28 protein-coding genes, 1 tRNA gene and 1 pseudogene are annotated in these 25,952 nt (G+C 56.9%); 18 read left to right on the top strand and 12 right to left on the bottom strand.

Annotated features, from left to right (window positions below):
- Positions 1-10: 10 nt before the first annotated feature.
- The 5 genes from BSK43_RS22095 to BSK43_RS22075 all read left to right on the top strand — a co-directional run bounded on the left by BSK43_RS22095 (position 11) and on the right by BSK43_RS22075 (position 4,616).
- The gene (locus tag BSK43_RS22095) at positions 11-2,686 is read left to right on the top strand and encodes a phage tail tape measure protein (RefSeq protein WP_077469821.1); all 2,676 of its coding nucleotides are present in this window, start codon (positions 11-13) and stop codon (positions 2,684-2,686) included.
- A gap of 336 nt (positions 2,687-3,022) precedes the next feature.
- On the top strand, positions 3,023-3,733 hold the full coding sequence (locus BSK43_RS22090) for a hypothetical protein (RefSeq protein ID WP_136687175.1): 711 nt from the start codon (positions 3,023-3,025) through the stop codon (positions 3,731-3,733).
- A gap of 142 nt (positions 3,734-3,875) precedes the next feature.
- On the top strand, positions 3,876-4,076 hold the full coding sequence (locus BSK43_RS22085) for a hypothetical protein (RefSeq protein WP_077469823.1): 201 nt from the start codon (positions 3,876-3,878) through the stop codon (positions 4,074-4,076).
- Between the two features lie 91 nt (positions 4,077-4,167).
- Positions 4,168-4,386 (top strand): hypothetical protein, encoded by a 219-nt coding sequence (locus BSK43_RS22080; RefSeq protein ID WP_077469824.1) that lies wholly within the window; start codon positions 4,168-4,170, stop codon positions 4,384-4,386.
- Positions 4,386-4,616, top strand: a complete 231-nt coding sequence (locus tag BSK43_RS22075) for a hypothetical protein (protein ID WP_077469825.1) — start codon at positions 4,386-4,388, stop codon at positions 4,614-4,616. Before BSK43_RS22080 ends, BSK43_RS22075 begins: the two co-directional genes overlap by 1 nt.
- A gap of 97 nt (positions 4,617-4,713) precedes the next feature.
- Here the strand turns inward: BSK43_RS22075 and BSK43_RS22070 are convergent, their stop codons facing one another.
- Entirely contained in the window at positions 4,714-5,160 is a 447-nt protein-coding gene (locus BSK43_RS22070; protein WP_077469826.1) for a DpnI domain-containing protein, read from the bottom strand.
- A 23-nt stretch (positions 5,161-5,183) separates the two neighbouring features.
- Positions 5,184-6,620, bottom strand: coding sequence for a hypothetical protein (locus tag BSK43_RS22065; protein ID WP_077469827.1), 1,437 nt, complete (start codon positions 6,618-6,620; stop codon positions 5,184-5,186).
- A 142-nt stretch (positions 6,621-6,762) separates the two neighbouring features.
- On the opposite strand from BSK43_RS22065, the gene BSK43_RS22060 reads away from it, so the two are divergent.
- The 5 genes from BSK43_RS22060 (at position 6,763) to BSK43_RS22040 (ending at position 9,498) form a co-directional block, all read left to right on the top strand.
- Positions 6,763-6,990 carry a hypothetical protein gene (locus tag BSK43_RS22060; protein WP_077469828.1) on the top strand — a complete coding sequence of 76 codons (228 nt, stop codon included), beginning with the start codon at positions 6,763-6,765 and terminating at the stop codon, positions 6,988-6,990.
- A 141-nt stretch (positions 6,991-7,131) separates the two neighbouring features.
- Complete coding sequence (locus BSK43_RS22055; RefSeq protein ID WP_077469829.1) at positions 7,132-8,061, top strand: hypothetical protein; 930 nt, start codon at positions 7,132-7,134, stop codon at positions 8,059-8,061.
- On the top strand, positions 8,054-8,650 hold the full coding sequence (locus tag BSK43_RS22050; protein WP_077469830.1) for a hypothetical protein: 597 nt from the start codon (positions 8,054-8,056) through the stop codon (positions 8,648-8,650). Before BSK43_RS22055 ends, BSK43_RS22050 begins: the two co-directional genes overlap by 8 nt.
- Positions 8,651-9,024: 374 nt before the next feature.
- A complete protein-coding gene (locus BSK43_RS22045) occupies positions 9,025-9,330 on the top strand; it encodes an ETC complex I subunit (RefSeq protein ID WP_077469831.1) in 306 nt (101 codons plus the stop codon).
- A gap of 91 nt (positions 9,331-9,421) precedes the next feature.
- Positions 9,422-9,498 (top strand) — tRNA-Arg (locus BSK43_RS22040).
- A gap of 82 nt (positions 9,499-9,580) precedes the next feature.
- On the opposite strand, the gene BSK43_RS35175 is transcribed toward BSK43_RS22040, so the two are convergent.
- Both BSK43_RS35175 and BSK43_RS22035 read right to left on the bottom strand, forming a co-directional pair.
- Positions 9,581-9,742, bottom strand: a complete 162-nt coding sequence (locus BSK43_RS35175; protein WP_169055444.1) for a hypothetical protein — start codon at positions 9,740-9,742, stop codon at positions 9,581-9,583.
- Positions 9,743-9,833: 91 nt separating this feature from the next.
- Positions 9,834-10,442 (bottom strand): LysE family translocator, encoded by a 609-nt coding sequence (locus tag BSK43_RS22035; RefSeq protein ID WP_077469832.1) that lies wholly within the window; start codon positions 10,440-10,442, stop codon positions 9,834-9,836.
- Between the two features lie 104 nt (positions 10,443-10,546).
- Between BSK43_RS22035 and BSK43_RS22030 the strand changes: the two genes are divergently transcribed.
- The gene (locus BSK43_RS22030; RefSeq protein ID WP_205910643.1) at positions 10,547-11,014 is read left to right on the top strand and encodes an Lrp/AsnC family transcriptional regulator; all 468 of its coding nucleotides are present in this window, start codon (positions 10,547-10,549) and stop codon (positions 11,012-11,014) included.
- 104 nt (positions 11,015-11,118) lie between these two features.
- Here BSK43_RS22030 and BSK43_RS22025 read toward each other — a convergent pair whose 3' ends face one another.
- The 4 genes from BSK43_RS22025 to BSK43_RS22010 form a co-directional block, all read right to left on the bottom strand.
- On the bottom strand, positions 11,119-11,892 hold the full coding sequence (locus BSK43_RS22025) for an amino acid ABC transporter ATP-binding protein (protein WP_068386317.1): 774 nt from the start codon (positions 11,890-11,892) through the stop codon (positions 11,119-11,121).
- A 20-nt stretch (positions 11,893-11,912) separates the two neighbouring features.
- Positions 11,913-13,067 carry an amino acid ABC transporter permease gene (locus BSK43_RS22020; RefSeq protein ID WP_077469834.1) on the bottom strand — a complete coding sequence of 385 codons (1,155 nt, stop codon included), beginning with the start codon at positions 13,065-13,067 and terminating at the stop codon, positions 11,913-11,915.
- 1 nt (position 13,068) lies between these two features.
- Positions 13,069-14,259 (bottom strand): amino acid ABC transporter permease, encoded by a 1,191-nt coding sequence (locus tag BSK43_RS22015; protein ID WP_136687173.1) that lies wholly within the window; start codon positions 14,257-14,259, stop codon positions 13,069-13,071.
- Positions 14,260-14,355: 96 nt separating this feature from the next.
- A complete protein-coding gene (locus BSK43_RS22010; protein WP_077469835.1) occupies positions 14,356-15,381 on the bottom strand; it encodes an amino acid ABC transporter substrate-binding protein in 1,026 nt (341 codons plus the stop codon).
- A gap of 372 nt (positions 15,382-15,753) precedes the next feature.
- Here BSK43_RS22010 and BSK43_RS22005 point away from each other — a divergent pair, with 372 nt between their 5' ends.
- Positions 15,754-16,944, top strand: coding sequence for a cystathionine beta-lyase (locus BSK43_RS22005; RefSeq protein ID WP_077469836.1), 1,191 nt, complete (start codon positions 15,754-15,756; stop codon positions 16,942-16,944).
- Here the strand turns inward: BSK43_RS22005 and BSK43_RS22000 are convergent, their stop codons facing one another.
- Together BSK43_RS22000 and BSK43_RS21995 are read right to left on the bottom strand one after the other, a co-directional pair.
- Complete coding sequence (locus tag BSK43_RS22000) at positions 16,945-18,108, bottom strand: FAD-dependent monooxygenase (protein ID WP_077469837.1); 1,164 nt, start codon at positions 18,106-18,108, stop codon at positions 16,945-16,947. It abuts the gene before it with no gap.
- A 29-nt stretch (positions 18,109-18,137) separates the two neighbouring features.
- Positions 18,138-18,383, bottom strand: coding sequence for a zinc-finger domain-containing protein (locus tag BSK43_RS21995; protein WP_077469932.1), 246 nt, complete (start codon positions 18,381-18,383; stop codon positions 18,138-18,140).
- A 202-nt stretch (positions 18,384-18,585) separates the two neighbouring features.
- Here BSK43_RS21995 and BSK43_RS21990 point away from each other — a divergent pair.
- Positions 18,586-19,369, top strand: a pseudogene (locus tag BSK43_RS21990) (alpha/beta hydrolase).
- A 6-nt stretch (positions 19,370-19,375) separates the two neighbouring features.
- Here the strand turns inward: BSK43_RS21990 and BSK43_RS21985 are convergent.
- Positions 19,376-20,176 carry an enoyl-CoA hydratase-related protein gene (locus BSK43_RS21985; protein ID WP_077469838.1) on the bottom strand — a complete coding sequence of 267 codons (801 nt, stop codon included), beginning with the start codon at positions 20,174-20,176 and terminating at the stop codon, positions 19,376-19,378.
- A 76-nt stretch (positions 20,177-20,252) separates the two neighbouring features.
- Here BSK43_RS21985 and cysE point away from each other — a divergent pair, with 76 nt between their 5' ends.
- The 5 genes from cysE (at position 20,253) to clpA (ending at position 25,372) form a co-directional block, all read left to right on the top strand.
- On the top strand, positions 20,253-21,116 hold the full coding sequence (gene cysE, locus BSK43_RS21980) for a serine O-acetyltransferase (RefSeq protein ID WP_068386335.1): 864 nt from the start codon (positions 20,253-20,255) through the stop codon (positions 21,114-21,116).
- A 128-nt stretch (positions 21,117-21,244) separates the two neighbouring features.
- Positions 21,245-21,448 carry a DUF3126 family protein gene (locus tag BSK43_RS21975; protein WP_068386338.1) on the top strand — a complete coding sequence of 68 codons (204 nt, stop codon included), beginning with the start codon at positions 21,245-21,247 and terminating at the stop codon, positions 21,446-21,448.
- Positions 21,449-21,823: 375 nt separating this feature from the next.
- Positions 21,824-22,189: a phasin family protein gene (locus BSK43_RS21970; RefSeq protein ID WP_077469839.1), complete on the top strand. Its 366-nt coding sequence runs from the start codon at positions 21,824-21,826 to the stop codon at positions 22,187-22,189.
- Positions 22,190-22,476: 287 nt separating this feature from the next.
- Entirely contained in the window at positions 22,477-22,830 is a 354-nt protein-coding gene (gene clpS, locus BSK43_RS21965) for an ATP-dependent Clp protease adapter ClpS (protein ID WP_068386344.1), read from the top strand.
- A gap of 10 nt (positions 22,831-22,840) precedes the next feature.
- A complete protein-coding gene (clpA, locus tag BSK43_RS21960) occupies positions 22,841-25,372 on the top strand; it encodes an ATP-dependent Clp protease ATP-binding subunit ClpA (RefSeq protein ID WP_077469840.1) in 2,532 nt (843 codons plus the stop codon).
- Positions 25,373-25,485: 113 nt separating this feature from the next.
- Here the strand turns inward: clpA and BSK43_RS21955 are convergent, their stop codons facing one another.
- Entirely contained in the window at positions 25,486-25,914 is a 429-nt protein-coding gene (locus BSK43_RS21955) for an HIT family protein (RefSeq protein ID WP_077469841.1), read from the bottom strand.
- Positions 25,915-25,952 lie beyond the last annotated feature (38 nt).

Here is a 25,952-nt window from a genome sequence, read left to right as displayed (position 1 = left end):
AATTTTAGCAATGGATGATACGCAGCGTCTTGTCGTCAGCCTTGAAGCCCGCCTTACTAAGTATGAGCGGGACATGGCACGCGCCCGCAACGCCACGAATGACAACTTCAAGCGCATGGAGGGCCGCGCCCGGCAGTCTGCCGAGAACATGGAAAAGACCATGGGCAAGGCTTCGGCATCCATCGGCGAGAAGCTTGAGGGCATGTTCGCCCCGATCACGAAGGGCGGCGTTGCTGTGGCCGCAGTCGGTGGCCTCGCGATGGCATTCAAAGAAATCGCCGATAGCGTTGCCGAAGCAGATCGCGAGTCCCGCAAGGCTGGCGTGTCTTCGAAGGTATGGCAGCAGTGGTCCTATGTCGCCACTGCGACCGGCATGAGCATCGACGGCGTGACCGATGCCCTCAAGGAATTGAACATCCGCGGTGATGAATTCGCCCGCACTGGCAAGGGTAGCGGACAGGAATGGTTCGAACGGCTCGGCTATTCTGCCGAAGAGGTAGGCAGGAAGCTGAAGGAGCCGAATGCCTTCCTTGATGAGTTGATCGGCAAGATTCAGCAGCTTGACCGGGCCGGACAGACCCGCGCACTTGATGAGCTTTTCGGTGGCACGGGTGCGGAACAGCTTGCCAAGGTTCTCGGCATGTCTGTTTCCGAAATCCAGAAGATGCGCAACGAGGCCGCGACCTTCACCGACGAACAGATTGAAGCCGCAAAGAAGATCGACCGCGAGTTTTCGACTATGTGGCGCAATTTCATGGTCTATGCCAAGCAGGCGGCGATTGAAGGCGTCAACGTCGCTTCCAGCGTTATCGGCTTCATCAATGATCCGGGCGGGCTGATCTCGGCTTCGCGTGCCGCAGGCCAGCGCAAGATTGACGCCTACAATAGCCCGGAACAGCAGCTTGCGCGCCTTCAGGCCCAACGCGACCGGCTTGTGAAGCAGATCGCCGACACGGAAGCGAACCCGTTCAATGCCCTGAAGGAATATGACCTTCGGATGCTCCGCATGAACCTGTCCGCGATCGATGACCAGATTATCGCGCTCGGCGGTGGTAGCGATGAGCTTAAGCAGGCCCTTAAGGAACTGTCCGACATCACCCAGAATGTCGGCAAGGGCTTTCAGGCCAGCCAGACGGCAGCGGCGAACTTCAAGAATGCCCTTGCGGACCTGAAGAAGCTCGTGCCGGAACTGAAGGCCGAACTGGACACCCTCGCGACGACGGACAGCATCGACGCGGTCTATAACAAGGCCGTGCAGAACGCCCGCACGATGGGCGAAGTCATGAACGCGACCGATCTTGCGAACCGGGCGAAGAGCATCGCCAAGTTCGGCAAGCACGATAATATTCTCGATCTCATCGCCAGCGTGGAAAGCGGTGGGGATTATAATGCCACCCTCGACAATGGCCGGTGGACGGGCGGCGCTCAGAACCTCACCGGCATGACGTTGAATCAGGTCCGCGACCTTCAGCGCAAGATGCTCGCCGACCCGGCGAACCGCGCCCTTTATGGTGACGGCAAGGGTTCGTCCGCGCTTGGCCGCTACCAGATCACGGGCGCGACCCTTGAGGGCCTGATGAAGGAACTCGGCCTGTCCGGTGATCGCCTTTACGATCAGGCCACCCAGGACGAGCTTGCCCGCGCCCTTCTTCGCCGTCGTGGTAGTGATCCGGCATCCCTTCGGCAGGAATGGACCGGCCTGAAGCGTGTAGACGACGGCACCATTCGCGCGGCCTACGGCGCGACGCCGACCGCAGCCCAGCCGCTTGCCCCGACCGATAGCGAGAAGCAGCGGACGGAATTGCTGAAGCAGCAGAATGAGGCACGTAAGAGCTTGAACCAGTCGGTCCAGGAAGGTCTTGACCTTGCCCGCTTCGAACAGTCGATTTCCGGCTTGTCGGTATCGCAGCAGCGCATTGAGCTTGCCGTCTATCAGGCGCAGCAGGAAGCGAAGCGGGCGGGCATCACGCTCACGGACGCCGAACTTCAGAAGATTCGCGAAAAGATCACCCTGACGCAGCAGCTTGACGGCAAGAACAAGCAGGTTGCGGCATCCAGCGAAGGCTTGAGGACCGCGCAGGAATATTTCGCGCAGTCCTTCACGTCGTCCCTGTCCGGCCTTCTCACCGGCACCACCACCTTGAACGACGCGCTCAAGAACCTGTTGAACAGCCTCATCGACGCGACCCTTCAGGCCGCGCTTCTCGGCAAGGGACCGCTTTCCGGTCTTCTCGGCGGGACTGGCACTGGCATTCTCGGCGCTATCTTCGGATGGGCAGACGGTGGCTATACCGGCGATGGCGGGAAGTATGAACCGGCTGGCGTCGTCCACAAGGGCGAATACGTCATGTCGAAGGCGGCAACCGCCCGGATTGGCGTCGGCAACCTCGAAGCCCTTCACCGTGGCGCGCTCGGCGGCTTTGCCGAAGGCGGTTATGTCGGCACCGCGCCCGTGATCCGCAAGCCGGACCTGAAGGCCGCGAACGGGAATGCCCCGGCACCGTCGCAGACCATCAACGTGTCGTCGAACATCACTGTGAACGGCAGCGCCGGGACGCCCGAACAGAACAACGATCTCGCAAAGCGTATGGCCCGTGAATACGAAACTTCCGTCCGCAGTGTCGTTGCCGATGAACTCCGCAAGCAGTCACGGCCCGGTAACTACCTCTATCAGACGAGGCGCTAACCACGCATCGCTGGAACGGCTCCGTTCGATTGTGAAAAGAAGCGATTCACTTGATCACGATCTTCGGCTATAGTGAACGCATCAGGAACATCGCGCTTGCCTCGACGTTCCGCTATAAACGAAAAATGCCCGGCGTGTGCTTTTCGCCGGGCATTTGAGAATAAACCAGCCGCTAACTGGTTGAGCACAAACGTAGAACAAAACCTCTACGTAGTCAATCCGTCTATGCGGCTATCAATGAGCGTCCCTATCGCTCAGATCGATTGAACTGGCCGCGCAATGCACTCTATGGATGAAACGATCGCATCTCTCGACCGAGCCTTAACGGAGGCTGGCGTGAACAATTTTGCGACAAAAACGAATGCCCCCTCACTTGCTGGAGCCTCTGTTTCGCAGGGTGAAGGATGCGAAAACGTCAGGCCGCAGCCAGTAGCTATTAAGCCCTCTATCCCTCACACCCCTTACCCTACCAGCGCCACGCTCTCACACCCTCTCCAGAGCAATCAGCTTAGGGAAGCCGTAGCCGCGTCCGTCCAGACCCTCAAGCAGCCGTGGCGCAAGTTGTGGCCGCACCAGAAGCTCGCGCTCGCCTTCATCGCCGCAGAACAGGCGCGCGGCATCTCGTTCACGCTTAACCTGTCCTCTCGTCTTCAGGACACGCTCTCGAATGATCCCGACCCGGCGCGGCTTCTCTCGCACTACATCAACCGGGAACTGAAGAAGGTCGCTTGTGACGGCTTGCCCTATGCGTTCGCCTTTGAAGTCTCGCCCAGCGGGCAGCTTCATATTCATGGGGTGGTAGTCCCGGCCTCTCTTGATGAGGATCATGTCTCGGCGATTGATCGGGCATTGGGCAAGGCAGGTGGCAAGCTGAAGGCTGCGAACATCGTCCGGCGCGCTCAGTCCTATCTCGGTCCCCTCTATGACGGTCACGGGTGGTTCGCCTATCTTCAGAAGACCGGCGACGACGCGGCGCACTTCCTCGGCACGGCAAAGGTGACATTCATTTCGAACAGCCTGAAGAAGCTTTGCACCGCCGATGATTGATCGGCCTGCAATCCCAGCAAGGACATAAGTAAGCACTTACTTAGTTGATTTTATTGAGTTATTTTTACCTCGACCTCTTGCAAATCTCCTCGAAAGGACTCACATAGCGGATGCCCAATTCCGGGCGGGGACATTCACCACCATGCAAGAATCATCCGCATACGTCCATTCGGACGCCTATTTTCATGCCGTCGATTCCTTGGAGAACATTGCCCGCAACTTCGATCCGGCAGACCCGAACGACCTCCGCACAAAGATCATCGAAGCTCTCGGCGATCTCGGCGTCTGGCCTATGAGCGTCTTCAACGGGCAAGATGAGGTAGGCGCTATCGTCGTCGCCTAGCACTGTAATATTTCGTGATCGGCGAATTGCGCATCGCCAACGAGCCAGCGCTATAGAGTGATCGGTTACGCTCAAATTGAAGGAAACAGCAATGCCGAACACGAACAACAGGTTCATGGAACTTGTGGACAGGGAAATGCGCGCTGCCGGTGATCAGTGGATGATCTTCACGCTCACTCGCACGGCTGATGCGTGGCGGGCATACGTCGCGGCCAATCGCCGGGCGCGTATCGTCGCCGTGAGCCTCGGCATCGATTTCCCTATGCCGAAGCCCATCCTGCGGGTGCAGGCCCATCGGGAGGCCGCGTAATGCCGAAGATGACCTTTGTAAAGACTATGAAGCGTCACGTTTACGGTGGCGACTTCTACTTCCATGTCTATGAAGACGCCCGCATGCTTCATGTGATCGGCAACGGTGACAAGGAATCCACCGGCAAGCCGCATCACGGCAGCGAGTTGGACATGATCGCTAACGGCTTGATCGCTACGCTGCTTGATCGTGGGCGGTGCCCGGCAGGCGAATTCCCGAAGCCTTATTGACCTCGCTATTCATCATGATGGAAACCGCCGATACCCTCGGCGGTTTTTCCTTACTGCCCCGGCGGGTCGAGCGGACAAGGATCTCTATCACGGCGACCTATCGCAGACGAACGAGCCGGTCTTCGACGGCCTGCATGTCATAAATGAAGCCTTGCCATCCCGCGCGCCTCGCATTTTCTGACAGCGGCTTTCTCGGCTTAAACATCTCCTCTGTCTGGAGATCAGCCGATAGGTAGTAGATAGAATATTGCTCAAGCGGATCGACTAATACCACGTAAAGCGGGAAGTAGATCGCAGCTCCCATCCTTGCGGATTGCGGTCCCCACGCTGCTCCGAGGATCGCCTTCGGCATCCGGTCTATGCGCTTCGTGCTTGATGTTTTTACCTGCGCAAGATACCCGCAGAAGTCACAAATGACGTCTGCACACTTGAAGTTTGGAGGCAGGCGAACGAGCGTCTTAACTCGTTTGCATTTCGGGCATCGGCACTCCTGAACAACGCGCTGCTCCCCGAACGTGCCGAGTGCCTGTCTAACTGTGACCATAAAATCCTGACCAATTGACCGAGCTAGTTCGTAATTTCTGCAAACCTTGCATGCAAGAACTGGTCAATCCGCCACCGCGAGTTGTTTCGAACGAAGTTGAGCATTTCGATAAGGTCAGCGTCTTCGAAAACCAGCATAAATCCTCTGCCATCGTTGGCTGTGTCCTTGCATCCGGCAACAATCCTCTCGCGGTTATCCATCGACCGGCACAGAAGCAGCCCAACGAACCCTCGGTGATGGCTGAATCTACCTGCCAACTGATCGAGCTCTGGATTTCGCATTTCCTTGATATAGTTCTTACACTCGACAGGAATGCTAAGCGCTCTGCCCTGTGGCGACACCATCATCGCATGGAAAAAGCCGCTATCAGCGGCGTTGGTGAAGCGAATATCGAGACGCTTTCTGCCTTCGTGTAACTCTGCTTCCTTCACGGGCGTGATTAGCTGCGGATGAAAGAGGAAAGTGCAAATTGCCATAGCATGCTGATGATAGCGCGAGGCATCCGCGTTGCCTCCGGGGATTTCCTGCAATCCCTGAATCAGCGCTTCTGCGAATGCCCCCTCATCGAAAAACATTTCCAGCATGTCTGGAGGAATAGGGCCAGATGCACCTTTGATCCGCTTATAAGTATCAAGGACGTCGGGGTGGTCCAGCACGAAACGAGCTAGATCGTCCTTGACGAACGGGTGTCGTTCTTTCACGGACTTTTTAGTGACGTATCTCTCGCCTGTTCCTTTGAGAACTTGGACCAAGGCCGACCGTGAATTCAGGTATTCCTGCCTCAAGAATTCAACCATGTAGTGGTTGTAGAACTCCTGGCTATCGAGCGAAAGTTTGAAACGCACGCTGAACTTGGGAACTAGCAGGATGGGCTTCCCCCCGTGGACCGGAAGTTCAATTTCCGAAGCCGTCCAGTCCGCGCGTTCCGCAGACCAGATCGGACCCAAGCTCCTGACCATACGGGTGGGGATGCCGAGCAGATGGCATTGATCCTTCGTATATTGTGCAAGGTGGCCCCGAAGCACATTGGTCGTAAGATCGGATATCATGTCCGGCCCAACGCCATAGATGAACAGTTCAGCTTCAGATATGTCCCCAATGACGCCGGTCTGGAACGCGCGGCTTCTCCGCAATGCGTCCGCAAACCTTGCAGCTTTATCCGAGCCTACGCCCCGCCCACTTGGGCGACCGATCGATTGACCAAGAAAGGTTTCGTTCGGCTCGCCGAGGCGGCTCATAAGGTGGTCAACCCTTCCTTCGTTTTCTGCCCGAAGCGCGTTAAGCACCTCAGTAAAGAACGAGCGGATTGCGTCTCCGCATTTGGCCGACCATTCATCATCACGGATCTGGATGGCGTATGGGTCGATATAAAGTGGGGTGTCCGTCGCAAGATCGATATCAACGAAATCGAGTGTTGCCTGCGTATTAGACAATCCAAATGCTACACTAAAACGTGCCATGCGAATCCCCCATTCAGGGAAACTATCGAATATACTGCGTAATAGTTGCAAGACGTAATTTTTTCAGACCGCTACGCCATCGTTGACAACTCTCAAAATAAGAACAAAATAAGAACAATAGTTATTCTCAGGAGTTCCATCCATGCCCGCCGAAACTGATTTGATAGACGCAGGATCGAACCTAGACGACCGCGCCCGCGTCATCCTTGATGACCACGCGGGCGATGCACTCGCTGCGCTGCGCACAGTTATTGCCGATGCGGAATTCCTATTCGATCAACTCGAAACCGCTTTAATGCTTATAAGCCCCGGCCTCGTGCGCGGATGGAAGCCTAAATTCCAGCGAGAAGATGGACCCCGATCAAGATAATTCGAATGTAGGCGCAAGGGGCAACACATGATTGTGGATTCGAACCAATGTCAGCAATTGTATCTCAACAAGCGAAGCATTTGCTGGTTGAATACAACCCAACGAATCGGAATATCAAGAAGTGGTTGGCTGGAACATCATATGGTTGCGAAGAAGAACGAGGAAGTTAGCGCGAGTTTTCACTATCTTCTGCGCTTGAAGAAAGCAGACAAAGTATCGATCATCCCTTTCACGACGGCGGACTTCGCTGCCTTATTTGCGAGGATGAAAGCTCAAAAGCCTTTTGATATCAAAAATGAAGCCGATATCGATAGACTTAGGTTTCGCCTTGAGGCGCCACTGGAAAACCTTGAACTCCTGAACGATAGGACGATAACCGGCACTTTCCGCGCGTCATACTGGGGGCACGCATTCGACAATACCCATAAGGGCAGAATTCCCTCTGAAAGCGTAAATCTTCGGCCGTTTCACTTCGTCCTATACCTAGCAGAATCCGGTCGAATTTACATTGGCTCGCAGTATCTCGGGCAATATGGTGGCTACGAGACCTTGAGGAAGACAATCGTAGATATGCTTCCGCAGAGCAAAGAAGTGACCTCCACTTCAATTAGGCTTGGAGCCTCTTACTACAGAAACGCCGAGCCTCGAGAAATACGTGTCAATATTGCTAGCAAGGCGACCTCAATAGCGGGCCGAAGCAGCTTGGGTGGCAAGGTTATGATTGCATTCACGAGGGCAAGCAAAGACGATCCACTCGTCGATAAGGTGAAAAAACAGGTTATTCCGTTCTTTGGTCGCAAACAAAGTGAGATCAAGCAAGCGGTCGCAGGTTTGATGAACCAAAGTGATGTTGTCGAGATCAACGACGATGACATCATTGATTGCACGGTTCTCGCAGATATGAATGGCAAGACCGCGACAATTCATATGTTTGAGAATGCATTTCGCGCCACGCGGGTGACTCTCGACGTTGAAGTTGACGAAGAAGGGCATCCCGCAAACGCGGAAACATGCAACGAAATACTTGTTACACTGAATGAGCACGTCATAAAAGTTACCGAGAATGGCTAGCATCCGCTCCATCATCGCGAACAATAACGCTACGTTTTATAATTATAGAACGGGTTCGCGTATTCGCGTGTGGCCTCGAATGTTGTTATTTGCAGCGGTATCGCCGCCGTTAGCCTTCCTTTTGACGGATAAACTGACGGATTTCATCAATTCTATAAACACTGTCGCCTCGATCCTGTTGGGTTTCGGCTTCAGCGTGCTTTTTTACATCGCTAGTAGCAGGGAGGACCAAAGTCCGTCGACGGCTTCTCTAGAGCAAAAGAATCGCGCTCATCGCGTTAACGAACTGTCTCGGGAGCTTTTTCACAACGTTTCTTATTTCGTTATGACCGCGTCTGCGGGTCTGGCTTTTGCAATGATAGTGATTGCACCTGAAGCGCAAGGCGACTGGTTTACGAAGCAGGCGTTACCCTATCTCGAAAAATTAACATCCCGTGCCCCCGACTATCTCTGGTGGTTGAGCCTAGTTATCAGGAGCCTCTTTTTCTTTTTGATTATTGAGGCCGCATACACTTTTGCTCGGATTGTCGGCAGGGTGAACTTTTTGTTCGAAGAGAAGCTGACGGATGGCGGCGACAAAAGGCAGTAAAGCTTTTCGCGAAAGCGTGCGGTTGGCTTCCCTGGCCGGAACGAATTTAAAAATTTAAGTTGATCCGTGACGTGATTTAAGGCAGAACGAGCACGAACAGATGGAACAAAGTGTAGTCCGCCCTAGCGTTACAAAGAGTGGGAATTGCCGTTGAAAATCAATGGCAACTCAAATTTCGAATCTCTCCACTCCGACCACTTTAAACCCCTTTATCGATATCGCTTAATTCGCGTTGGTTGCGACTGCCTTTTCGCTTGAAAGCAAAGGGATTCGCGGCTAAGCAAAAGTCGTGTTCGCGTGGCCGGCAAGGCTTCGCGCCAAGGCAAGAGAAGCAAGAAAGCGGACCGTTCCCGCTTGATTCGGAGGCTGCAGCAATGCCTGCCAAGATTTATCGTCCCGCAAAGACCGCCATGCAATCTGGCAAGGCCAAGACCAATGTGTGGGTTCTGGAGTTCGATCAGGAGACCCCGCGCAAGATCGATCCGATCATGGGCTATACCTCCTCCGCCGATACGCGCCAGCAGCTGAAGCTGACATTCGATACGCAGGAGCAGGCTGAAGCCTATGCCAAGCGCGAAGGCATCGAATATCGCGTCATCGCCCCCAAGGATGCCAATCGGCAGGTTGTTTCCTACACCGATAACTTCCGCTTCAGCCGCATCCAGCCCTGGACTCACTGAAACAGGCACTTATTGAAGCCGCCGCCCATTGAGTTTGCTGGCGGTTTCAGGCATGAGTTGCCCGCCGCAACCAAATTGCGGCTCGGCTTTAGGCCCCTTAGCTCAGCTGGATAGAGCACCTGCCTTCTAAGCAGGTGGTCGCAGGTTCGAATCCTGCAGGGGTCGCCAAGCTTCCAACTATTTCATCCGGCCGACGTGAGATTGTGTTCTCTATCGCTCCGTCCGGATTGGGCTGTACTCTCCACCGTTCTCAATTCGCCGCTGCCATCCAACCGCCGGCATTTGTTGGTCTCGTGGCATCGACTGCCATCTGGATAAGGTCGTAGCCGAACATGGCGCCGGCCAGTTTGATGACGATGATGGCCACGCCCAGGAGTGCGAGCCCGCCGATGATTCTGTCGCTTTTTTTCACGGCCCCGCTTCCCCCGACGTCTCGTGAATGCCGCATTATTCGCGGTGGCAAATAATATATCGCGTTTTCCGTGAAGCGCTATACGGCTCTTTCAGGTCGCCAATCGCGCGGCGGCGACCAACAGGAGGCAGCCTGCAATGCCTTCGCTCCAGCGGCGGCGGCGATCGCTGAAGCTCGCGTGCGAGCCGATCGCTGCAAGGGTGAGGCTGAGGAAAGTGTAAAATACTCCGCATAGGCCGATGAAGATGGCCGAGAGCAGTGACGCCTGCAGCGCTATGCTTTGATCATGGCTGATGAACTGCGGCAGGATGGCGAAATAGATCATCATGCCCTTGGGATTGAGAATGGCCGTCAGGAAGCCACGTCGGAGGCTGTCTGATGCGTTCGACGATGCCGGCACGAACTTGCCGGCCTTCATCGAGGAGCCGATCAAGCGGGCTGCTAGGTAGGCGAGATAACCGATGCCGAGCCAGCGCAACAGCATGAACAGGGCAGGAGAGGCGGCGACGATGGCTGCCACGCCGAGGGCAGCGAGTGAGGAATGGATGACATAGCCAAGGCAGACCCCGGCTGTTGAGCGTAGCCCGGCGGCCGCGCCTCCGGACATTGTCTGCGATGCCACGAACAGCATATCCGGCCCCGGCGTGCAGATGAGGGGCAGGACGGTGGCGGCAAAGAGAAGAAGACTGGTGTTTTCCATGAATGGAAGCCTAGCTGTTTGCGAGCGCAATCGGCTTGCTTAGATGCTAGTTTTGGGCAAATAATTAGCATTAGAATTCAAAATAGGCGTTCTATTGGTGGAGGATGCCAATGCGGCTCGATGAGATCGACAAGCGCATCTTGCGCGTGCTGCAGCGCGACGGACGCATTCAGAATATCGAACTGGCCAAGGAGGTCGGCCTGTCTCCATCGCCATGCCTGCGGCGCGTGAAGCTCCTTGAGGATGCCGGCATCATCGATCGCTATGTAGCAGTGCTCAATCCGGTCAAGGCGGGTCTGCCGCTGTCGCTGTTCGCCCGTGTCTGGCTTACCGCCCAGGATGCCGAGACGATCGATCACTTCATCGCGGCCATGAAGAAACTGCCGCAGGTGATGGAGTGCTACATCATGCTTGGCGAAAGCGATGCGCTGCTGCGTGTCGCCGTGTCCGACCTCGATGACTACCGGCAGTTCCAGTCGACGCATCTGACGAAGATCAACGGCATCCAGAACGTCAAGACTGATGTGCCGAGTGAGGTCGTCAAGCAGAGCTATGCGCTGCCCTTACGCTGAAGCGCGCAGCGCCACTGCCAACTCTGTTGTGGTGCGGAGCGGGCATGAAAAAACCGCCGGCTGGGATGCAGCCGGCGGTTTTTTCGTGGATAAAGATGTCAGTCTCAGTGCAGGATCTGGCTGAGGAAGAGCTTGGTGCGCTCATGCTGCGGATTGTCGAAGAATTCCTTCGGGGAATTCTGTTCGACGATCTGGCCCTGGTCCATGAAGATGACGCGGTTGGCGACCTGGCGGGCAAAGCCCATTTCGTGGGTCACGCACAGCATCGTCATGCCTTCTTCGGCAAGACCCACCATGGTGTCGAGCACCTCCTTGATCATTTCCGGATCGAGCGCCGAGGTCGGCTCGTCGAACAGCATGATCTTCGGGTTCATGCACAGAGAGCGCGCGATCGCCACGCGCTGCTGCTGGCCGCCCGAGAGCTGGCCTGGATACTTCTTGGCCTGCTCCGGGATCTTGACGCGGGTGAGGAAGTGCATGGCGATTTCTTCCGCCTGCTTCTTCGGCATCTTGCGCACCCAGATCGGCGCCAGCGTGCAGTTTTCCAGAATGGTCAGATGCGGGAAGAGGTTGAAGTGCTGGAACACCATGCCGACTTCGCGGCGCACTTCATCGATCTTCTTCAGATCGTTGGTGAGTTCCACGCCGTCGACGATGATCTGGCCCTTCTGGTGCTCTTCCAGGCGGTTGATGCAGCGGATCATCGTCGATTTGCCCGAGCCGGATGGGCCGGCAATGACGATGCGCTCGCCGCGCATGACCTTGAGATTGATGTCGCGAAGTACGTGAAAATCGCCGTACCACTTGTTGAGGTTGATCATGTCAACCGCGACTTCTGTCTCGGAGATGGTGAGTTTTTTCGGTTGGGCGTCAGCCATATTGTTATTTCCCTCAATTCTTATCGTTTGTGGCCGGTGTCGAGATGGCGTTCCATGAAACCTGAATAACGCGACATGCCGAAGCAGAACAACCAAAAAACAAAACCGGCGAAAATGAGACCGGTAACGGGTGTGACTGCACTTGCCCAGTTCGCGTCAGAAAAATTCTGACGGACGATGCCAAGCAGATCGAACATGCCGACGATAGCCACCAGCGACGTATCCTTGAACATGCTGATATAGGAGTTGACGATGCTCGGGATGACCAGCTTGATGGCCTGCGGCAGCACGATCAACCGCATTTTCTGCCAGTAGCCAAGGCCGAGCGAGTCGGCGCCTTCGAACTGTCCTTTCGGCACGGCCTGAAGACCACCGCGGAAGACTTCGGCCATATAGGCCGAGGTGAAGATCGCAACCCCGACTACGGCACGCAACAGCTTATCCACCGTCCAGCCCTGTGGCATGAACAGCGGCAGCATGTAGCTGGCCATGAAGAGCACCGTGATCAACGGCACGCCGCGGATGACTTCGATGAAGATCACGCACAGCATGCGAAGGACGGGCAACTTCGAGCGGCGTCCGAGCGCAAGTACGATACCGAATGGAAAGGACACCGCGATCGCCACGAAGGAAATCACCAGCGTCACCAACAGGCCGCCCCATCTTTCCGTTTCCACGACTTCGAGGCCAAATCCACCATGAAGCAGGAAAAACGACACAACCGGCAGCGCAACGAATGCCAGGAGCAGGTTCAACCCCTTCCTGGGAGCCGACGGTATCATCAGCGGTACAAAGGTGATGACCGTGAGAATGAGCACCAGTACAGGTCGCCAACGTTCGTCCGGTGGAAAGAGGCCGAACATGAAGATGACAAACTTCGAGCGGACGAAAGCCCAGCACGCGCCGCTCCAGCCGTCGGGCTGGGTACCGCCCTGAACGGTCGTGGCGCAGAATGTGCGATCGGTTCCGCTCCAGGCCGCTTTTACGAACAGCCAGTCGACCAGCTGCGGGATCGCCCAGACGAGAAACAGGATGGCAAGAACCGTCAGAACGATGTCCTTCGGCGTGGCAAAGAGGTTCTTCCTCATCCAGTGCCATGCGCCTCTTTCGCCGGGCGGTGCAGGCTGCTGCATCAAAAGGGTCTTGCTGACAAAGCCTTGATTTTGATCCGACATCTTATCTCTCCACCAAAGCCATCTTGGCATTGAACCAGTTCATGAACAGCGATGTCACGATGCTCAAGGCGAGATAGATGATCATCCATATGATGACGACTTCGACGGCGCGGCCGGACTGATTGAGGATCACGCCGCCGACGGCAACGAGATCGGCGTAGCCGATGGCGATAGCGAGCGAGGAGTTCTTGATCAGGTTGAGATACTGGCTCGTCAACGGTGGAATGATGATGCGCATTGCCTGCGGAATAACAACAAGTCTGGTTATGGCAGAAGCGCGAAGTCCGAGCGCGCCTGCCGCCTCCGATTGGCCCTTTGCCACACCGCGAATACCGGCCCTGACGATTTCGGCGATATAGGTGGCGGTGTAAAGCGACAAGGCGAGGAGAAGTGCCAGGAACTCCGGCCCTACGACAAGCCCGCCCGTCAGATTAAATTTGCCGGCAACCGGATAATCGAAGGAGAGTGGTCGGCCGACCACGAGGAAGGTCAAGAGCGGCAGAACGATCAATATGCCGATTGCCGCCCAGATCGTGTGGAACTGCTGGCCGGTCGCCGCCTGGCGCTTATGGGCCCAGCGGGCCACGAAAAACACCACGGCAATTGCGACGAGGAAGGCAACGCCAACGGCCCACATACCCTCACCGAAAATCGGGCTGGGGAAGGCCAGGCCGCGATTGCTCAGATAGCTCGAGAATGGAAGATGCACGGCATCTCGGGCCTGGGGTAGAAGCACCAGAACCCCGCTGTACCAGAAGAAGATGACGAGCAGAGGCGGGATGTTGCGGAAAATCTCGACATAGGTCTGAGACAGCTTCGCGATCAGCCAGTTGCCTGAGAGTCTGCCGATGCCAATTATGAAGCCAACGATCGTTGCGCAGACAATGCCAACCACCGAAATGAGAAGCGTGTTGAGCAGACCGACAAGAAGCGCTTGGGTATTGGTGGAATCGCTGGAATAGGGAATCAGTGCCTGTCCGAGATTGAAGCCGGAGCGGCCTTCGAGAAAGCTGAACCCGAAAGAACGGTTCAAATCGCTGAGATTGCGGGCGGTATTGTGGATCAGGAACCAACCGAGAGCCACGAGAATGATAATGGTAACGGCCTGATAAAAAACACCTCTAACTTGCGGGTTGTTTATCGCCGATACGGATGATCGCTCGCCTTCAGGCGAATTTGTAGTAATTGCCATACAGAAATTTTCCCCAATGTGCCTGTTTCAGGCTTGTTTTCTTGAGGGGAGAAAGGCGGATGCCGCCTTTCTCTATAAGTTTGTGCCGTTTGCGGCTTAGCGGACCGGCGGTGCGTACTGGATGCCGCCCTTGTTCCACAGAGCGTTGATGCCGCGAGCGATCTTCAGCGGGCTGCCTGCACCGATGTTGCGGTCGAAGACTTCGCCGTAATTGCCGACGCCCTTGATGACGTTGTAGGCCCAGTCGTTGGTCAGGCCGAGGTCTGTGCCGATGGTGGAACCCTGTTCAGCGCCGAGGAAACGCTTGATATCCGGGTTTGCCGAAGCCTTCATCTCGTCGACGTTCTTCTGCGTGATGCCGAATTCCTCGGCGTTCACAAGCGCATAGGCCGTCCAGCTGACAATGTTGAACCACTGGTCGTCGCCCTGGCGAACGGCCGGGCCGAGCGGCTCCTTGGAGATGATCTCGGGCAGAACGACGTTGTCGTCTGGGTTCTTCAGCGTCAGGCGCAGAGCGTAGAGACCGGACTGGTCGGTGGTGTAGACGTCGCAGCGGCCGGAGTCATAGGCTGTGTTGACTTCTTCGAGCTTGTCGAAGACCACCGGGTTGTACTGAAGGTTGTTGGTCTTGAAGTAGTCTGCGAGGTTCAGTTCGGTCGTTGTGCCGGACTGGACGCAGACGGCGGCGCCGGAGAGCTCGAGAGCCGACTTGACGTTCAGTTCCTTGCGAACCATGAAGCCCTGGCCGTCATAATAGGTGACGGGGCGGAACTTGAGGCCAAGCGCGGTGTCGCGGTTGATGGTCCAGGTCGTGTTGCGGGAAAGCACATCGATTTCGCCCGATTGCAGGGCCGTGAAACGGTCCTTGGCGCTGAGGGGTGTGTACTTTACCTTGGTCGCATCACCGAAGACGGCCGAAGCGACAGCTTTGCAGAAGTCGACGTCGAAACCGGCCCAGTTACCGGAAGCGTCTGGCTGTGCGAAGCCAAGAAGGCCCGTATTCACGCCGCATTGGACGAAGCCCTTGGCCTTGACGTCGCTCAGCGTCGAAGCCGACGCGCCGGAGACGGTGCAAGCCAATGCTGCGGCTCCGAGAAATGCGGAGAGAGCAAACTTTTTCATCTTTCCCTACCTTTGTGTATTGTTTTATATTTAAAATTTATCGCGCCCGATGCGGGTTCTTGGGAGAACCACGTTCCCTCACTCTTCTGGCGCGAGTGGTCCTATCACAGTCGTAAATGGATTGGCGGTCAAGAGATCCGCCCCATTATTGCGGTTTTATTCGGCGTTTTCGCCTTGTGCGGTCGAAAAATGGGCATTTGGCATCAAAATAAGCACCGTTTTGCCAAAAAACTGCACGAAAATGGGGTTTATCGCACTGTTTTGTTATTTTAGCCTTCTAATAATATGGCGGGTCGATAGGGTTGGGGTTGACCCAACTGGACTTGGTCGCCACAAATCCAGCATCATACAGCGCCAAGGGCATATCCGGACATGAAAGACAAAGACACATTCCTGCAAAACGCCGGCATCAACACGCGTTTATCCCACATCGGCAATTCGCCATTCGACTTCCATGGCTTCGTCAATCCGCCCGTCGTGCATGCGTCCACGGTGCTGTTTCCCAATGCGCGGACCATGGAGACGCACGACCAGAAATATACCTATGGCACGCGCGGTACGCCGACGACGGATGCGCTGTGTGAGGCGATGGATGCACTGGAAGGATCGGCCGGAACGATCATCGTTCCCTCTGGCCTTGCCGCGGTAACGGTGCCGTTTCTGGCTTATTTGTCCGCTGGCGATCACGCCCTGATCGTTGATTCGGTCTACGGCCCCACACGCTTCTTCTGCGATACGATGCTGAAGCGCCTCGGTATTGAGATCGACTACTACGATCCGCTGATCGGGGCCGGGATCGAGCAATTGATCAAGCCGAACACCAAACTGGTTCATACCGAGGCGCCGGGTTCCAATACCTTCGAAATGCAGGATATCCCGGCGATTTCGGCGGCAGCGCACCGGCATGGCTGCGTCGTGACCATGGACAATACCTGGGCAACGCCGCTCTATTTCAAACCGCTCGACCATGGTGTCGACGTCTCGATCCATGCGGTGACGAAATATCCGGCCGGTCATTCCGATATTGTGATGGGAACCGTTTCCGCCAATGAGGCGCACTGGAAGCAGCTGCTGGACGCTCATGGCCAACTCGGCATCTGCGGCGCCCCGGATGACGCCTATCAGGTGCTGCGCGGCTTGCGCACCATGGGCGTACGGCTGGAGCGTCACCAGGAAAGTGCGCTGGCGATCGCGCAGTGGCTGGAGAGCAGGGAAGACGTTGCGCGGGTGCTGCATCCTGCGCTGCCGAGCTTCCCAAGCCACGAGATCTGGAAGCGTGACTTCAAGGGTGCGAGCGGCATCTTCTCTTTCGTCCTGGCTGTCGACAGTCCCGAGAAATTCAAGGTCAAGGCGCACGCTTTCCTTGATGCGCTGAAGTTTTTTGGCCTTGGCTATTCCTGGGGTGGCTTCGAAAGCCTCGCCTTGCACGTCAACCTCAACGACCGCCGCGTCACCAAGGCTCCGACGGAAGGACCGGTGCTTCGCCTGCAGATCGGTCTGGAAGATGTCGCCGACCTCAAGGCGGATATCGAAAAGGGCTTTGCCGCAGCCAAGGAGGCTTGATCAGCCGATGGCGCGATAGCCGTAGATCCAATCCATGTCCGCCGCAAGACTTTGCGGCGGGCGGAGTGAGAGAACAAGATCACGCGCCATGCGGATTGGGCCACGAGCATGATAAGCGAATTGATTGAAGGCGGCGCGCTGGCGCAGGCGGGCAATGCGCGGTGCGCGATGCTTCTCATAGAGATCGAAGGCTTCCCGCAGCGGGCGCGTTGCCAGCATGCCGGCCAGCTCGAAAGCATCCTCGATGGCCATGGCCGCACCCTGCGCGGCAAAGGGCATCATCGCGTGCGCCGCGTCGCCGATCAGGATCGTGTCACTGCCATTATGCCAGCGCCCCACGCCCATTTCATAAAGCGGCCAGAAGCTCGCTTGCTCCTGAGCTTCCAGCAATCGCAGGATTGCGTCGTTCCAGCCGGAGAAGCCGCGAAGCATATTGTCTCTTTGCGCTTTGCTGCCCGTTGCGTTCCAATCCTGGCTGGTGCTGCTGCCTGAAACGATGGCAACGATGTTGAAGGCCGCATTTTCCCGGATGGGATAGCAAACGAGATGGCTTGAGGGGCCGAGAAATGCCGTGACGCTGGTCCTGTTCAGGATGGCCGGCGCCGACGCCTCGGCAACCGTGAAACGCCAGGCGATATTGCCGGAAAAGAGCGGTGAGGGCGCGTCGGGCACGAGGGCACGCGTCTTTGACCAGACACCGTCAGCCCCGATGACGAGATCGAACTCTCCGCCAGCGATCCCATCCGGCATTTGTCGGTCTTTTACATCGATGCGTTGACCGAGCCGCAGCGTGCAGAGCGCATTGGCTGCCACCGCATCGAGAAGTGCTTTCTGCAGCGTGGCGCGATGCGCGGTGCCATAGGGAGATCCCCAGCGGTGCTTGGCAAAGTTCCCGCAAGGCACCGAAGCGACCTGCCGCAATGAAGAACCGGATACCAGCCGCACTTCTTCCGGCTCCAGCCAGACAGGCAGAAGAGCATCGAGCACGCCGAGCGTATCGAGGATGCGGGAAGCATTCGGAGAAATCTGCAGGCCAGCGCCGACTTCGGTCAGCGCTTCGGCCTGTTCGAAAATATGAGAACGGATACCGTGCCTCGCCAGCGCCAGCGCCGCCGTCAATCCGGCAATTCCGGCGCCGATGATTGCGGCTGATTTGACCGGCATCAGGCTATGTCCGATCGGAATCTATCGGCTCAAGCAGCCTTGAAGTGGAAAACGCTGCCCGGCGGGATGGTCTGGTCGGCGTTCAGCGATGCGTTGTAGCGATACAGCGTCGAGCAGTAGGAGCAGACCTTCTCGTTCTCGTCGCCCATATCGATGAAGATATGTGGGTGATCGTAGGGAACCGAGGCGCCGGTGCACATGAATTCCTTCACGCCGATCTCGATAACGCGGTGTCCGCCGTCGTTCTGGAAATGGGGAATATTGTGACCGGCCATGATGATCTCCAAATGCGTCTTGCCTTGAGCGGCATGAATGTTGCGCCAGACTTGGTAGCCCCTCTTTATAATCCTTCTTATCGATTGTGTAGTGCGAAAGTCCGGCTCGACGCAGAGATTTTTGCCCATGCGGGGTTCACCTGATATCACCGATAAAATATGGTCCGGCGCCAAGAAGACCCCAGTTTGCGAAGACATTGCCATGAATTTGAACGTTCCCGCCTTTTCCCATTTCGTCAGAGACGGCCTGAAGCTTGCCTATTTCGACGAGGGTGATCCGAACGGCACGCCTGTCCTGCTGATTCACGGCTTTGCCTCGACGGCCGTTGCCAATTGGGTCAATCCGGGTTGGCTGAAGGTGCTGGGCGAGGCGGGTTACCGCGTGATTGCCATCGACAATCGCGGTCACGGCACGAGCGACAAGCCCTATGATTCCGATGTCTATCATCCCTGGATCATGGCAGAGGACGCGGTTGCGCTTCTGGATCACCTGGGCATCCCCGAAGCGCATGTCATGGGCTATTCGATGGGCGCGCGCGTTTCGACCTTCATGGCGATCGCGCATCCCGATCGCGTCCGCTCATTGGTTCTCGGCGCTTGGCATCGGCATGGTCGAGGGCGTCGGTGATTGGGATCCGATAGCGGACGCTCTGCTTGCGCCGTCGCTCGACGATGTCACGCATCAGCGCGGCCGCATGTTCCGCGCCTTCGCCGAACAGACAAAGAGCGATCGGCAGGCGCTGGCCGCCTGCATTCAGGGCTCGCGTGATCTGGCCATAAAAGAAGATGTCGCCAAGATCGAAGCGCCGACCTTGATTGCGGTCGGCACCAAGGATGATATCGCCGGTTCGGCGCAGGAGCTCGCCGACCTGATGCAGCATGCAGAGGTCGTCGATATTCCCGATCGTGATCACATGCTCGCCGTCGGCGACAAGGTGTTCAAGTCAGCGGTGCTGGACTTCTACAAGCGACTGGAAAGCCGTTAGATCAAGTCACTTGCCGGTGAATTTCGGCTTCCGGCGTGCGGCAAAGGCGGCGCGCCCTTCGGCATAGTCGGCGCTGTCGAAGGTCTCGGCGCCGATGACTTCCGCCTCGCGCAGCAGATCGCCGTCCTGTTCGATGACGGCGCGGATCGCGAGTTTGGAGGCATGTAGCGCGATCGGCGCGTTGGCGGCGATCGCATGGGCGAGGGCGGATACCTCACCGTCGAAAGCGCTGGCCTCGACCTCTTCCAGCAGAAATCCGGCCACGACCATCTTCTCGCTCGACATCGGTGCGCCGGTAAACAGTGCAACCTTGGCCATCTGCGATCCGAGCGCGTTGACGATGTCCTGCACGGCATCGGCGGGGTAGGCGATGCCGAGACGCACGGCAGGGACGCAGAAGCGCGCGCCTTGCTCAGCGATGCGCAGATCGCAAGCGGCCGCCAGCCCGAAGCCGCCGCCATAACAGATGCCGCGGATTGCGGCGATGGTCGGCACGCGGCAATGGCGGATTGCAGTAAAGGCTTCGCTGTTTGATGCCTCATAAACAACGGCCGTCTCGGCATCCTTACGCAGGCGGTCGAATTCACGGATGTCGGCGCCAGCGGAAAAATCGGTGCCCACGCCGCGAAGAACGAGTACATGCGCATGTGCCTCATCGGTCAGAAAACGCACGGCCTGGGGAATTGCGCGCCACATGGCGGCGGTTACCGCATTCTTCCTATCGGGATTTTTGATCGTGATCGTGCCTATGGCATCGCTGCTGGTTGCACGAAGGAGACCGCCGGCAAAATCACGTTCGAAATTCATGCGCGCTCGACCCATTTGTCTTGTGTGGCATTTATTCTATATAATGCACGCCAGACAGAAAATCGGGAGGCCGCCAATGGTCGCAGTAACGGACATTCGCCCCTTGGAGGGCCTGGGCACGGTCAAGGTCGTGGATCCCATCTGGGATAGCATGCGCGAGGAAGCTCGCACCGCCGCCGAGCGGGACCCGCTTCTGGCAGCCTTTCTCTATTCGACGATCATCAATCATCGTTCGCTGGAAGAATGCGTCATCTATCGCATCTGCGAGCGTCTCGATCATCCGGACATGCAGGCCATCCTGCTGCGGCAGACATTCGAAGAAATGCTGGCCGATTGGCCGGAATGGGGTTCGATCCTGCGCGTCGACATCCAGGCCATCTATGATCGCGATCCCGCCTGCCTGCGTTTCCTCGAAGCGGTTCTCTACTTCAAGGGTTTTCATGCCCTGCAGACGCACCGCCTCGCTCACTGGCTGTACAATCGCGGCCGGCGTGATTTCGCGCTTTACCTGCAAAGCCGCTCCTCGAGCATCTTCCAGACCGATATCAATCCGGCGGCGCGCATCGGCAAGGGCATTTTCCTCGATCACGCGACTGGCCTGGTGGTGGGCGAAACGGCTGTTATCGGCGACAACGTATCGATCCTGCATGGCGTCACCCTTGGCGGCACCGGCAAGGAAGGCAGCGACCGTCATCCGAAGATTGCCCATGGCGTCTTGATCGGCGCCGGCGCCAAGATCCTGGGCAATATCCAGATCGGCCACTGCTCGCGTATCGCCGCCGGCTCGGTGGTCCTCAAGGAAGTGCCGCCGAAGACGACTGTTGCCGGTGTTCCGGCCAAGGTCGTCGGTGAAGCCGGCTGTTCCGAACCCTCGCGTTCCATGGATCAATTGCTCGCCGAACGCATGGTCGTGGACCAGATCATGGGTGCTGGAATCTAAGGAAGGTCCAGCCTGATTTCCGAGATCGAGCGGCGTCGCCAAAGGTGTATTGGCGCCGTTCCGGTCTTTACACTGCCGCTTTTCCTATGCAAGAAGCGGCCAACCAGAGATCCTCACGGAGATGCATTGTGAAGCCTGACGAAATCAAGAAACTCGACGCCTATTTCAAGCGCACGCTTAACCCCCAGATCGTGGTGAAGGCCCGGCCGCGCAAGAATGATTCGGCAGAAGTTTATCTTGGGGAAGAATTCCTCGGCGTCGTCTATATCGACGATGAAGATGGCGATCGTTCCTACAATTTCTCGATGGCTATCCTGGACGTCGATCTCTAGGCCTTTTCGGCGATCCATATCGCAATCGAATTTTCGAGCCGTATTTCTTCGAAATGCGGCTCTTTTCTATGGCCGCTGCCGGAACTGCCATAATCGTCCAGGCAGAATTCCAACTGAGCCGGCTGCCACCCGGCTATGATTTTCGCGAAGAGCGGCAATATTTTTCTCAAAGCCTCCGGTTGCAGGGTGAATGATATATATTAGGAAAATCAGAATGATGCAGTGCAACCAGTGCCGTTGACATCGACCTGTTACCGGAAGTACAACCTGGAGAGGATATTGCGACGCACAAGACTACTTGACTAATGGTGCATCGCATTTAACTTTGAGGCTGTAAACCGGCCGTCGGCTGGTCAACAAAAGGGACGGAGACGCATGTTCAATTTTGAAGAAGCCAATAAGAAGGGCAAGGAAGCTGTAGACACGGCGCTGAAGAGCTATTCCGATGTCAACAAGGGTTTCCAGGCGATTGCCGCCGAGACTGCTGAATATTCCAAGAAGTCTTTCCAGGACGGCGTTGCGCATTTTGAAACGCTCGCTGGCGTCAAGAGCTTTGAAGCTGCCTTCGAACTGCAGAGCAGCTTTGTGAAGTCCGCCTACGAAAACTTTGTCGCTGAAGCCACCAAGCTCGGCGAAATGTATGCCGATCTCGCCAAGACCGCCTACAAGCCCTACGAAGCGCCCATCGCTGCTGCGACGAAGGCTGCTGGCAAGGCAACCGCGACGGCCCCCGCCGCTTAAGAATCGCCCGAAGCGATAAAATTTGGAAAGACCGGCTGCGCGATGCGTGGCCGGTCTTTTGCGTTTTCATAAACTTGGGCCAGCCCGGGCCATATGCAGCGACTTTTTTGGCCAGAGCCCGTTTTGTCAGCGAATTGTGATTGCAGTGTCCAGTAAGGGGCTTAAAATCGCGCCAATATGAACTACCTTAGGGGTTCGGACATTCGGCCCGACCGAGTCAATAAACCAACCCACTTGCCAAGTCGGAATGCGATAGCTTCTGCCGGATGATTTGAGGAAAGAACGAAATGATCGCTGAGCCGATCCGGATGCAAAACAATGGCGAAAGGAATGGGGAAAACGCAAACCGCGGGACCTCGGTGATTACACGCACCAAGCCCAAGACCAAAAAGCCCAACCTCTACCGCGTGCTGCTTCTGAATGACGACTATACGCCCATGGATTTCGTGATCCACATCCTGGAGCGTTTCTTTCAAAAGGATCTTGAGAGTGCCACTCGCATCATGCTTCATGTCCACAACCAAGGCGTGGGCGAATGCGGGATATATACATATGAAGTAGCCGAAACGAAGGTGAGCCAGGTGATGGATTTTGCCCGGCAGCACCAGCATCCGCTGCAATGTGTTATGGAAAAGAAGTGAGGATCTGAACGTGCCAACATTTTCGCCTAGTCTTGAGAAGGCGCTGCACCAGGCACTGACTTACGCGAACGAGCGGCATCACGAGTATGCCACGCTGGAACATCTGCTTTTGGCGTTGGTTGACGACGCCGACGCCGCAGCTGTCATGGGCGCGTGCAATGTTGATCTCGACGCGCTCCGTAAGACTCTGACTGAATACGTCGATAATGAACTGTCCAACCTGATTACGGGCTATGATGAGGACTCGAAGCCGACTTCCGGCTTCCAGCGCGTCATCCAGCGTGCCGTGATCCATGTCCAGTCGTCCGGTCGCGAAGAAGTGACGGGCGCCAACGTTCTCGTCGCGATTTTTGCGGAACGGGAAAGCCATGCTGCATTCTTCCTGCAGGAGCAGGAAATGACCCGCTACGACGCGGTAAACTACATATCTCACGGCATCGGCAAGCGTCCGGGCTCCTCCCAGGCCCGCGCGCCGCGTGGCGCCGAGGAAAGCGAATCCGAAAGCAAGCCGACCTCCCGCGGCGAGCAGGAGGAAGGCAATGGCAAGAAGCAGCAGGATGCGCTGAAGGCCTATTGCGTCAACCTCAACGAGAAGGCCAAGAACGGCAAGATCGATCCGCTGATCGGTCGCCATTCGGAAGTCAGCCGTACCATCCAGGTGCTGTGCCGCCGCTCGAAGAACAATCCGCTCTATGTCGGCGACCCGGGCGTGGGTAAGACGGCGATTGCCGAAGGCCTTGCCAAGCGCATCGTCGAAGGCAAGGTTCCGGAAGCTCTGGCCGATGCCACGATCTTTTCGCTCGATATGGGCACGCTGCTGGCCGGCACCCGTTATCGCGGCGATTTCGAAGAACGCCTGAAGCAGGTCGTCAAGGAGCTCGAGGAATATCCGGGCGCCGTGCTGTTCATCGATGAAATCCACACTGTCATCGGCGCTGGCGCCACCTCGGGCGGTGCGATGGATGCATCGAACCTGCTGAAGCCGGCTCTCTCCTCGGGTGCGATCCGTTGCATCGGTTCGACCACCTACAAGGAATACCGTCAGTTCTTCGAGAAGGACCGGGCACTTGTCCGCCGCTTCCAGAAGATCGACGTCAACGAGCCGAGCATCGAGGATGCCATCGAAATCATGAAGGGCCTGAAGCCCTATTTCGAAGAGTATCATCACCTGCGCTACTCGAACGACGCCATCAAGTCGGCTGTCGAGCTGTCGGCGCGCTACATTTCCGACCGCAAGCTGCCGGACAAGGCGATCGACGTCATCGACGAAACGGGTGCTGCGCAAATGCTGCTGCCGCCGTCCAAGCGTCGCAAGCTGATCACCGAGAAGGAGATCGAGGTCACTATCGCCACCATGGCCCGTATTCCCCCGAAGACGGTGTCCAAGGATGACGAGATGGTTCTCGCCAACCTCGAACAGGAACTGCGTTCGGTCGTCTATGGCCAGGACACGGCGATCGAGGCTCTGTCGACGGCGATCAAGCTGGCTCGTGCTGGCTTGCGCGAACCGAACAAGCCGATCGGCTGCTACATCTTCTCCGGCCCCACGGGCGTCGGTAAGACTGAGGTCGCCAAGCAGCTTGCTTCGTCACTGGGCGTCGAACTGCTGCGCTTCGACATGTCGGAATATATGGAGCGTCACACGGTTTCCCGTCTGCTCGGCGCACCTCCCGGCTATGTCGGCTTCGATCAGGGCGGCCTGCTGACCGATGGTGTCGACCAGCATCCGCATAGCGTTGTGCTGCTCGACGAAATCGAGAAGGCGCATCCGGATATCTTCAATATCCTGCTGCAGGTCATGGACCATGGTTCGCTGACCGACCACAACGGCAAGAAGATCGACTTCCGCAACGTCATCCTGATCATGACGACCAACGCGGGCGCATCGGAAATGGCCAAGGCCGCTATCGGCTTCGGCTCCGCCAAGCGTACCGGCGAGGACGAAGAGGCTCTCAACCGGCTCTTCACCCCGGAATTCCGCAACCGTCTGGATGCGACCATTCCGTTCGCGCCGCTGCCGACCGTCGTTATCCACAAGGTCGTGCAGAAGTTCATCATGCAGCTGGAGGCTCAGCTTTCCGAAAGGAATGTGACCTTTGATCTGCATGAGGACGCGATCGCTTGGCTGTCTGAAAAGGGCTACGACGAAAAGATGGGCGCCCGTCCGCTGGCGCGTGTCATTCAGGAAAACATCAAGAAGCCGCTGGCGAACGAAATCCTCTTCGGCAAGTTGAAGAAGGGTGGCGTCGTAACGGTCACGGTCGGCAAGAAGGAAGACGGCACCACGGGCATCGTGCTCGAATCCGTCTCCGAGACCGCGCCGATCCGGCCGAAGCCGGAAGCTGAAGTTGGCGATGTGCCGGTCGAGGCGGAGCACGATGATGGTGACACCACGGTCAAGGCCAGAAGCCGTGTCGGCAAGGCCGGTGCAGCCGCGGATGCCCGTCGCTCGGCCAAGGCCGCTGCGGCCAGCGACAACGTGGAGCCGGAAGGCAAGTCGTCCCGCAAGGGTGGCACGGTGCCGAAGGTTCCGCGCAAGTAACCGGCGAGTGATCGCTTGAAAACAGAAAGGCTGCATTGGCAACAATGCAGCCTTTTCATTTTATTATGCGTGATATCTAATGCAAGAGATGAAGAGGTTTCTCCGCCTCCCGCTCAGCGCAAGGCCTCGATGATCTTTTTGGCGTTGTCTGCCAGAACGTCGCCATCTTCCATCTTGCCCGAATGCGGCTTCAGCGCCACGCCTTCGTGACGCGGGATGACGTGGAAGTGGAGGTGGAACACGGTCTGGCCCGCGGCCGGCTCGTTGAACTGGGCGATATAGACGCCATCGGCGTCAAAGGCTTCCTGGACCGCGACAGCGACTTTCTGGACCACGGTGATCGCGTGCTGAAGCGCTGCCGGATCGGCGTCGAGCATGTTGCGCGACGGAGATTTCGGCAAAACCAGCGTATGGCCCGGCGATTGCGGCATGACGTCCATGAAGGCGACCGTGTGTTCATCCTCGTAGACACGATAGGAAGGGATCTCGCCTTTCAGGATCTTCGCGAAGATGTTGTTGCTGTCGTAGGCCGCGTTGGTCATCCAGGGTCTCCTCGTCTTCCGTTTGTGATTGTCGTGGA

The sequence above is a fragment of the Rhizobium sp. P44RR-XXIV genome (genome assembly GCF_001999485.2).
Classification (GTDB): domain Bacteria; phylum Pseudomonadota; class Alphaproteobacteria; order Rhizobiales; family Rhizobiaceae; genus Rhizobium.
Note: the sequence above shows the minus strand (reverse complement) of the source record. Positions and strands in the feature narration are given on the sequence as shown.

Bases quoted from the DNA above. Each gene is read 5' to 3' on its own strand.
- BSK43_RS22035 (WP_077469832.1), bottom strand. From the start codon at position 10,442: ATGGAAAACACCAGTCTTCTTCTCTTTGCCGCCACCGTCCTGCCCCTC.
- BSK43_RS21995 (WP_077469932.1), bottom strand. From the start codon at position 18,383: ATGGCCGGTCACAATATTCCCCATTTCCAGAACGACGGCGGACACCGC.
- BSK43_RS22085 (WP_077469823.1), top strand. From the start codon at position 3,876: ATGCAAGAATCATCCGCATACGTCCATTCGGACGCCTATTTTCATGCC.
- clpS (WP_068386344.1), top strand. From the start codon at position 22,477: ATGATCGCTGAGCCGATCCGGATGCAAAACAATGGCGAAAGGAATGGG.
- BSK43_RS22015 (WP_136687173.1), bottom strand. From the start codon at position 14,259: ATGGCAATTACTACAAATTCGCCTGAAGGCGAGCGATCATCCGTATCG.
- BSK43_RS22075 (WP_077469825.1), top strand. From the start codon at position 4,386: ATGCCGAAGATGACCTTTGTAAAGACTATGAAGCGTCACGTTTACGGT.
- cysE (WP_068386335.1), top strand. From the start codon at position 20,253: ATGGTCGCAGTAACGGACATTCGCCCCTTGGAGGGCCTGGGCACGGTC.
- BSK43_RS22065 (WP_077469827.1), bottom strand. From the start codon at position 6,620: ATGGCACGTTTTAGTGTAGCATTTGGATTGTCTAATACGCAGGCAACA.
- BSK43_RS21955 (WP_077469841.1), bottom strand. From the start codon at position 25,914: ATGACCAACGCGGCCTACGACAGCAACAACATCTTCGCGAAGATCCTG.
- BSK43_RS22030 (WP_205910643.1), top strand. From the start codon at position 10,547: ATGCCAATGCGGCTCGATGAGATCGACAAGCGCATCTTGCGCGTGCTG.
- BSK43_RS22005 (WP_077469836.1), top strand. From the start codon at position 15,754: ATGAAAGACAAAGACACATTCCTGCAAAACGCCGGCATCAACACGCGT.
- BSK43_RS21970 (WP_077469839.1), top strand. From the start codon at position 21,824: ATGTTCAATTTTGAAGAAGCCAATAAGAAGGGCAAGGAAGCTGTAGAC.
- BSK43_RS22070 (WP_077469826.1), bottom strand. From the start codon at position 5,160: ATGGTCACAGTTAGACAGGCACTCGGCACGTTCGGGGAGCAGCGCGTT.
- BSK43_RS22010 (WP_077469835.1), bottom strand. From the start codon at position 15,381: ATGAAAAAGTTTGCTCTCTCCGCATTTCTCGGAGCCGCAGCATTGGCT.
- BSK43_RS22025 (WP_068386317.1), bottom strand. From the start codon at position 11,892: ATGGCTGACGCCCAACCGAAAAAACTCACCATCTCCGAGACAGAAGTC.
- BSK43_RS21985 (WP_077469838.1), bottom strand. From the start codon at position 20,176: ATGAATTTCGAACGTGATTTTGCCGGCGGTCTCCTTCGTGCAACCAGC.
- BSK43_RS22000 (WP_077469837.1), bottom strand. From the start codon at position 18,108: ATGCCGGTCAAATCAGCCGCAATCATCGGCGCCGGAATTGCCGGATTG.
- BSK43_RS22060 (WP_077469828.1), top strand. From the start codon at position 6,763: ATGCCCGCCGAAACTGATTTGATAGACGCAGGATCGAACCTAGACGAC.
- BSK43_RS22055 (WP_077469829.1), top strand. From the start codon at position 7,132: ATGGTTGCGAAGAAGAACGAGGAAGTTAGCGCGAGTTTTCACTATCTT.
- BSK43_RS22045 (WP_077469831.1), top strand. From the start codon at position 9,025: ATGCCTGCCAAGATTTATCGTCCCGCAAAGACCGCCATGCAATCTGGC.
- BSK43_RS22095 (WP_077469821.1), top strand. From the start codon at position 11: ATGGATGATACGCAGCGTCTTGTCGTCAGCCTTGAAGCCCGCCTTACT.
- BSK43_RS22050 (WP_077469830.1), top strand. From the start codon at position 8,054: ATGGCTAGCATCCGCTCCATCATCGCGAACAATAACGCTACGTTTTAT.
- BSK43_RS22080 (WP_077469824.1), top strand. From the start codon at position 4,168: ATGCCGAACACGAACAACAGGTTCATGGAACTTGTGGACAGGGAAATG.
- BSK43_RS22020 (WP_077469834.1), bottom strand. From the start codon at position 13,067: ATGTCGGATCAAAATCAAGGCTTTGTCAGCAAGACCCTTTTGATGCAG.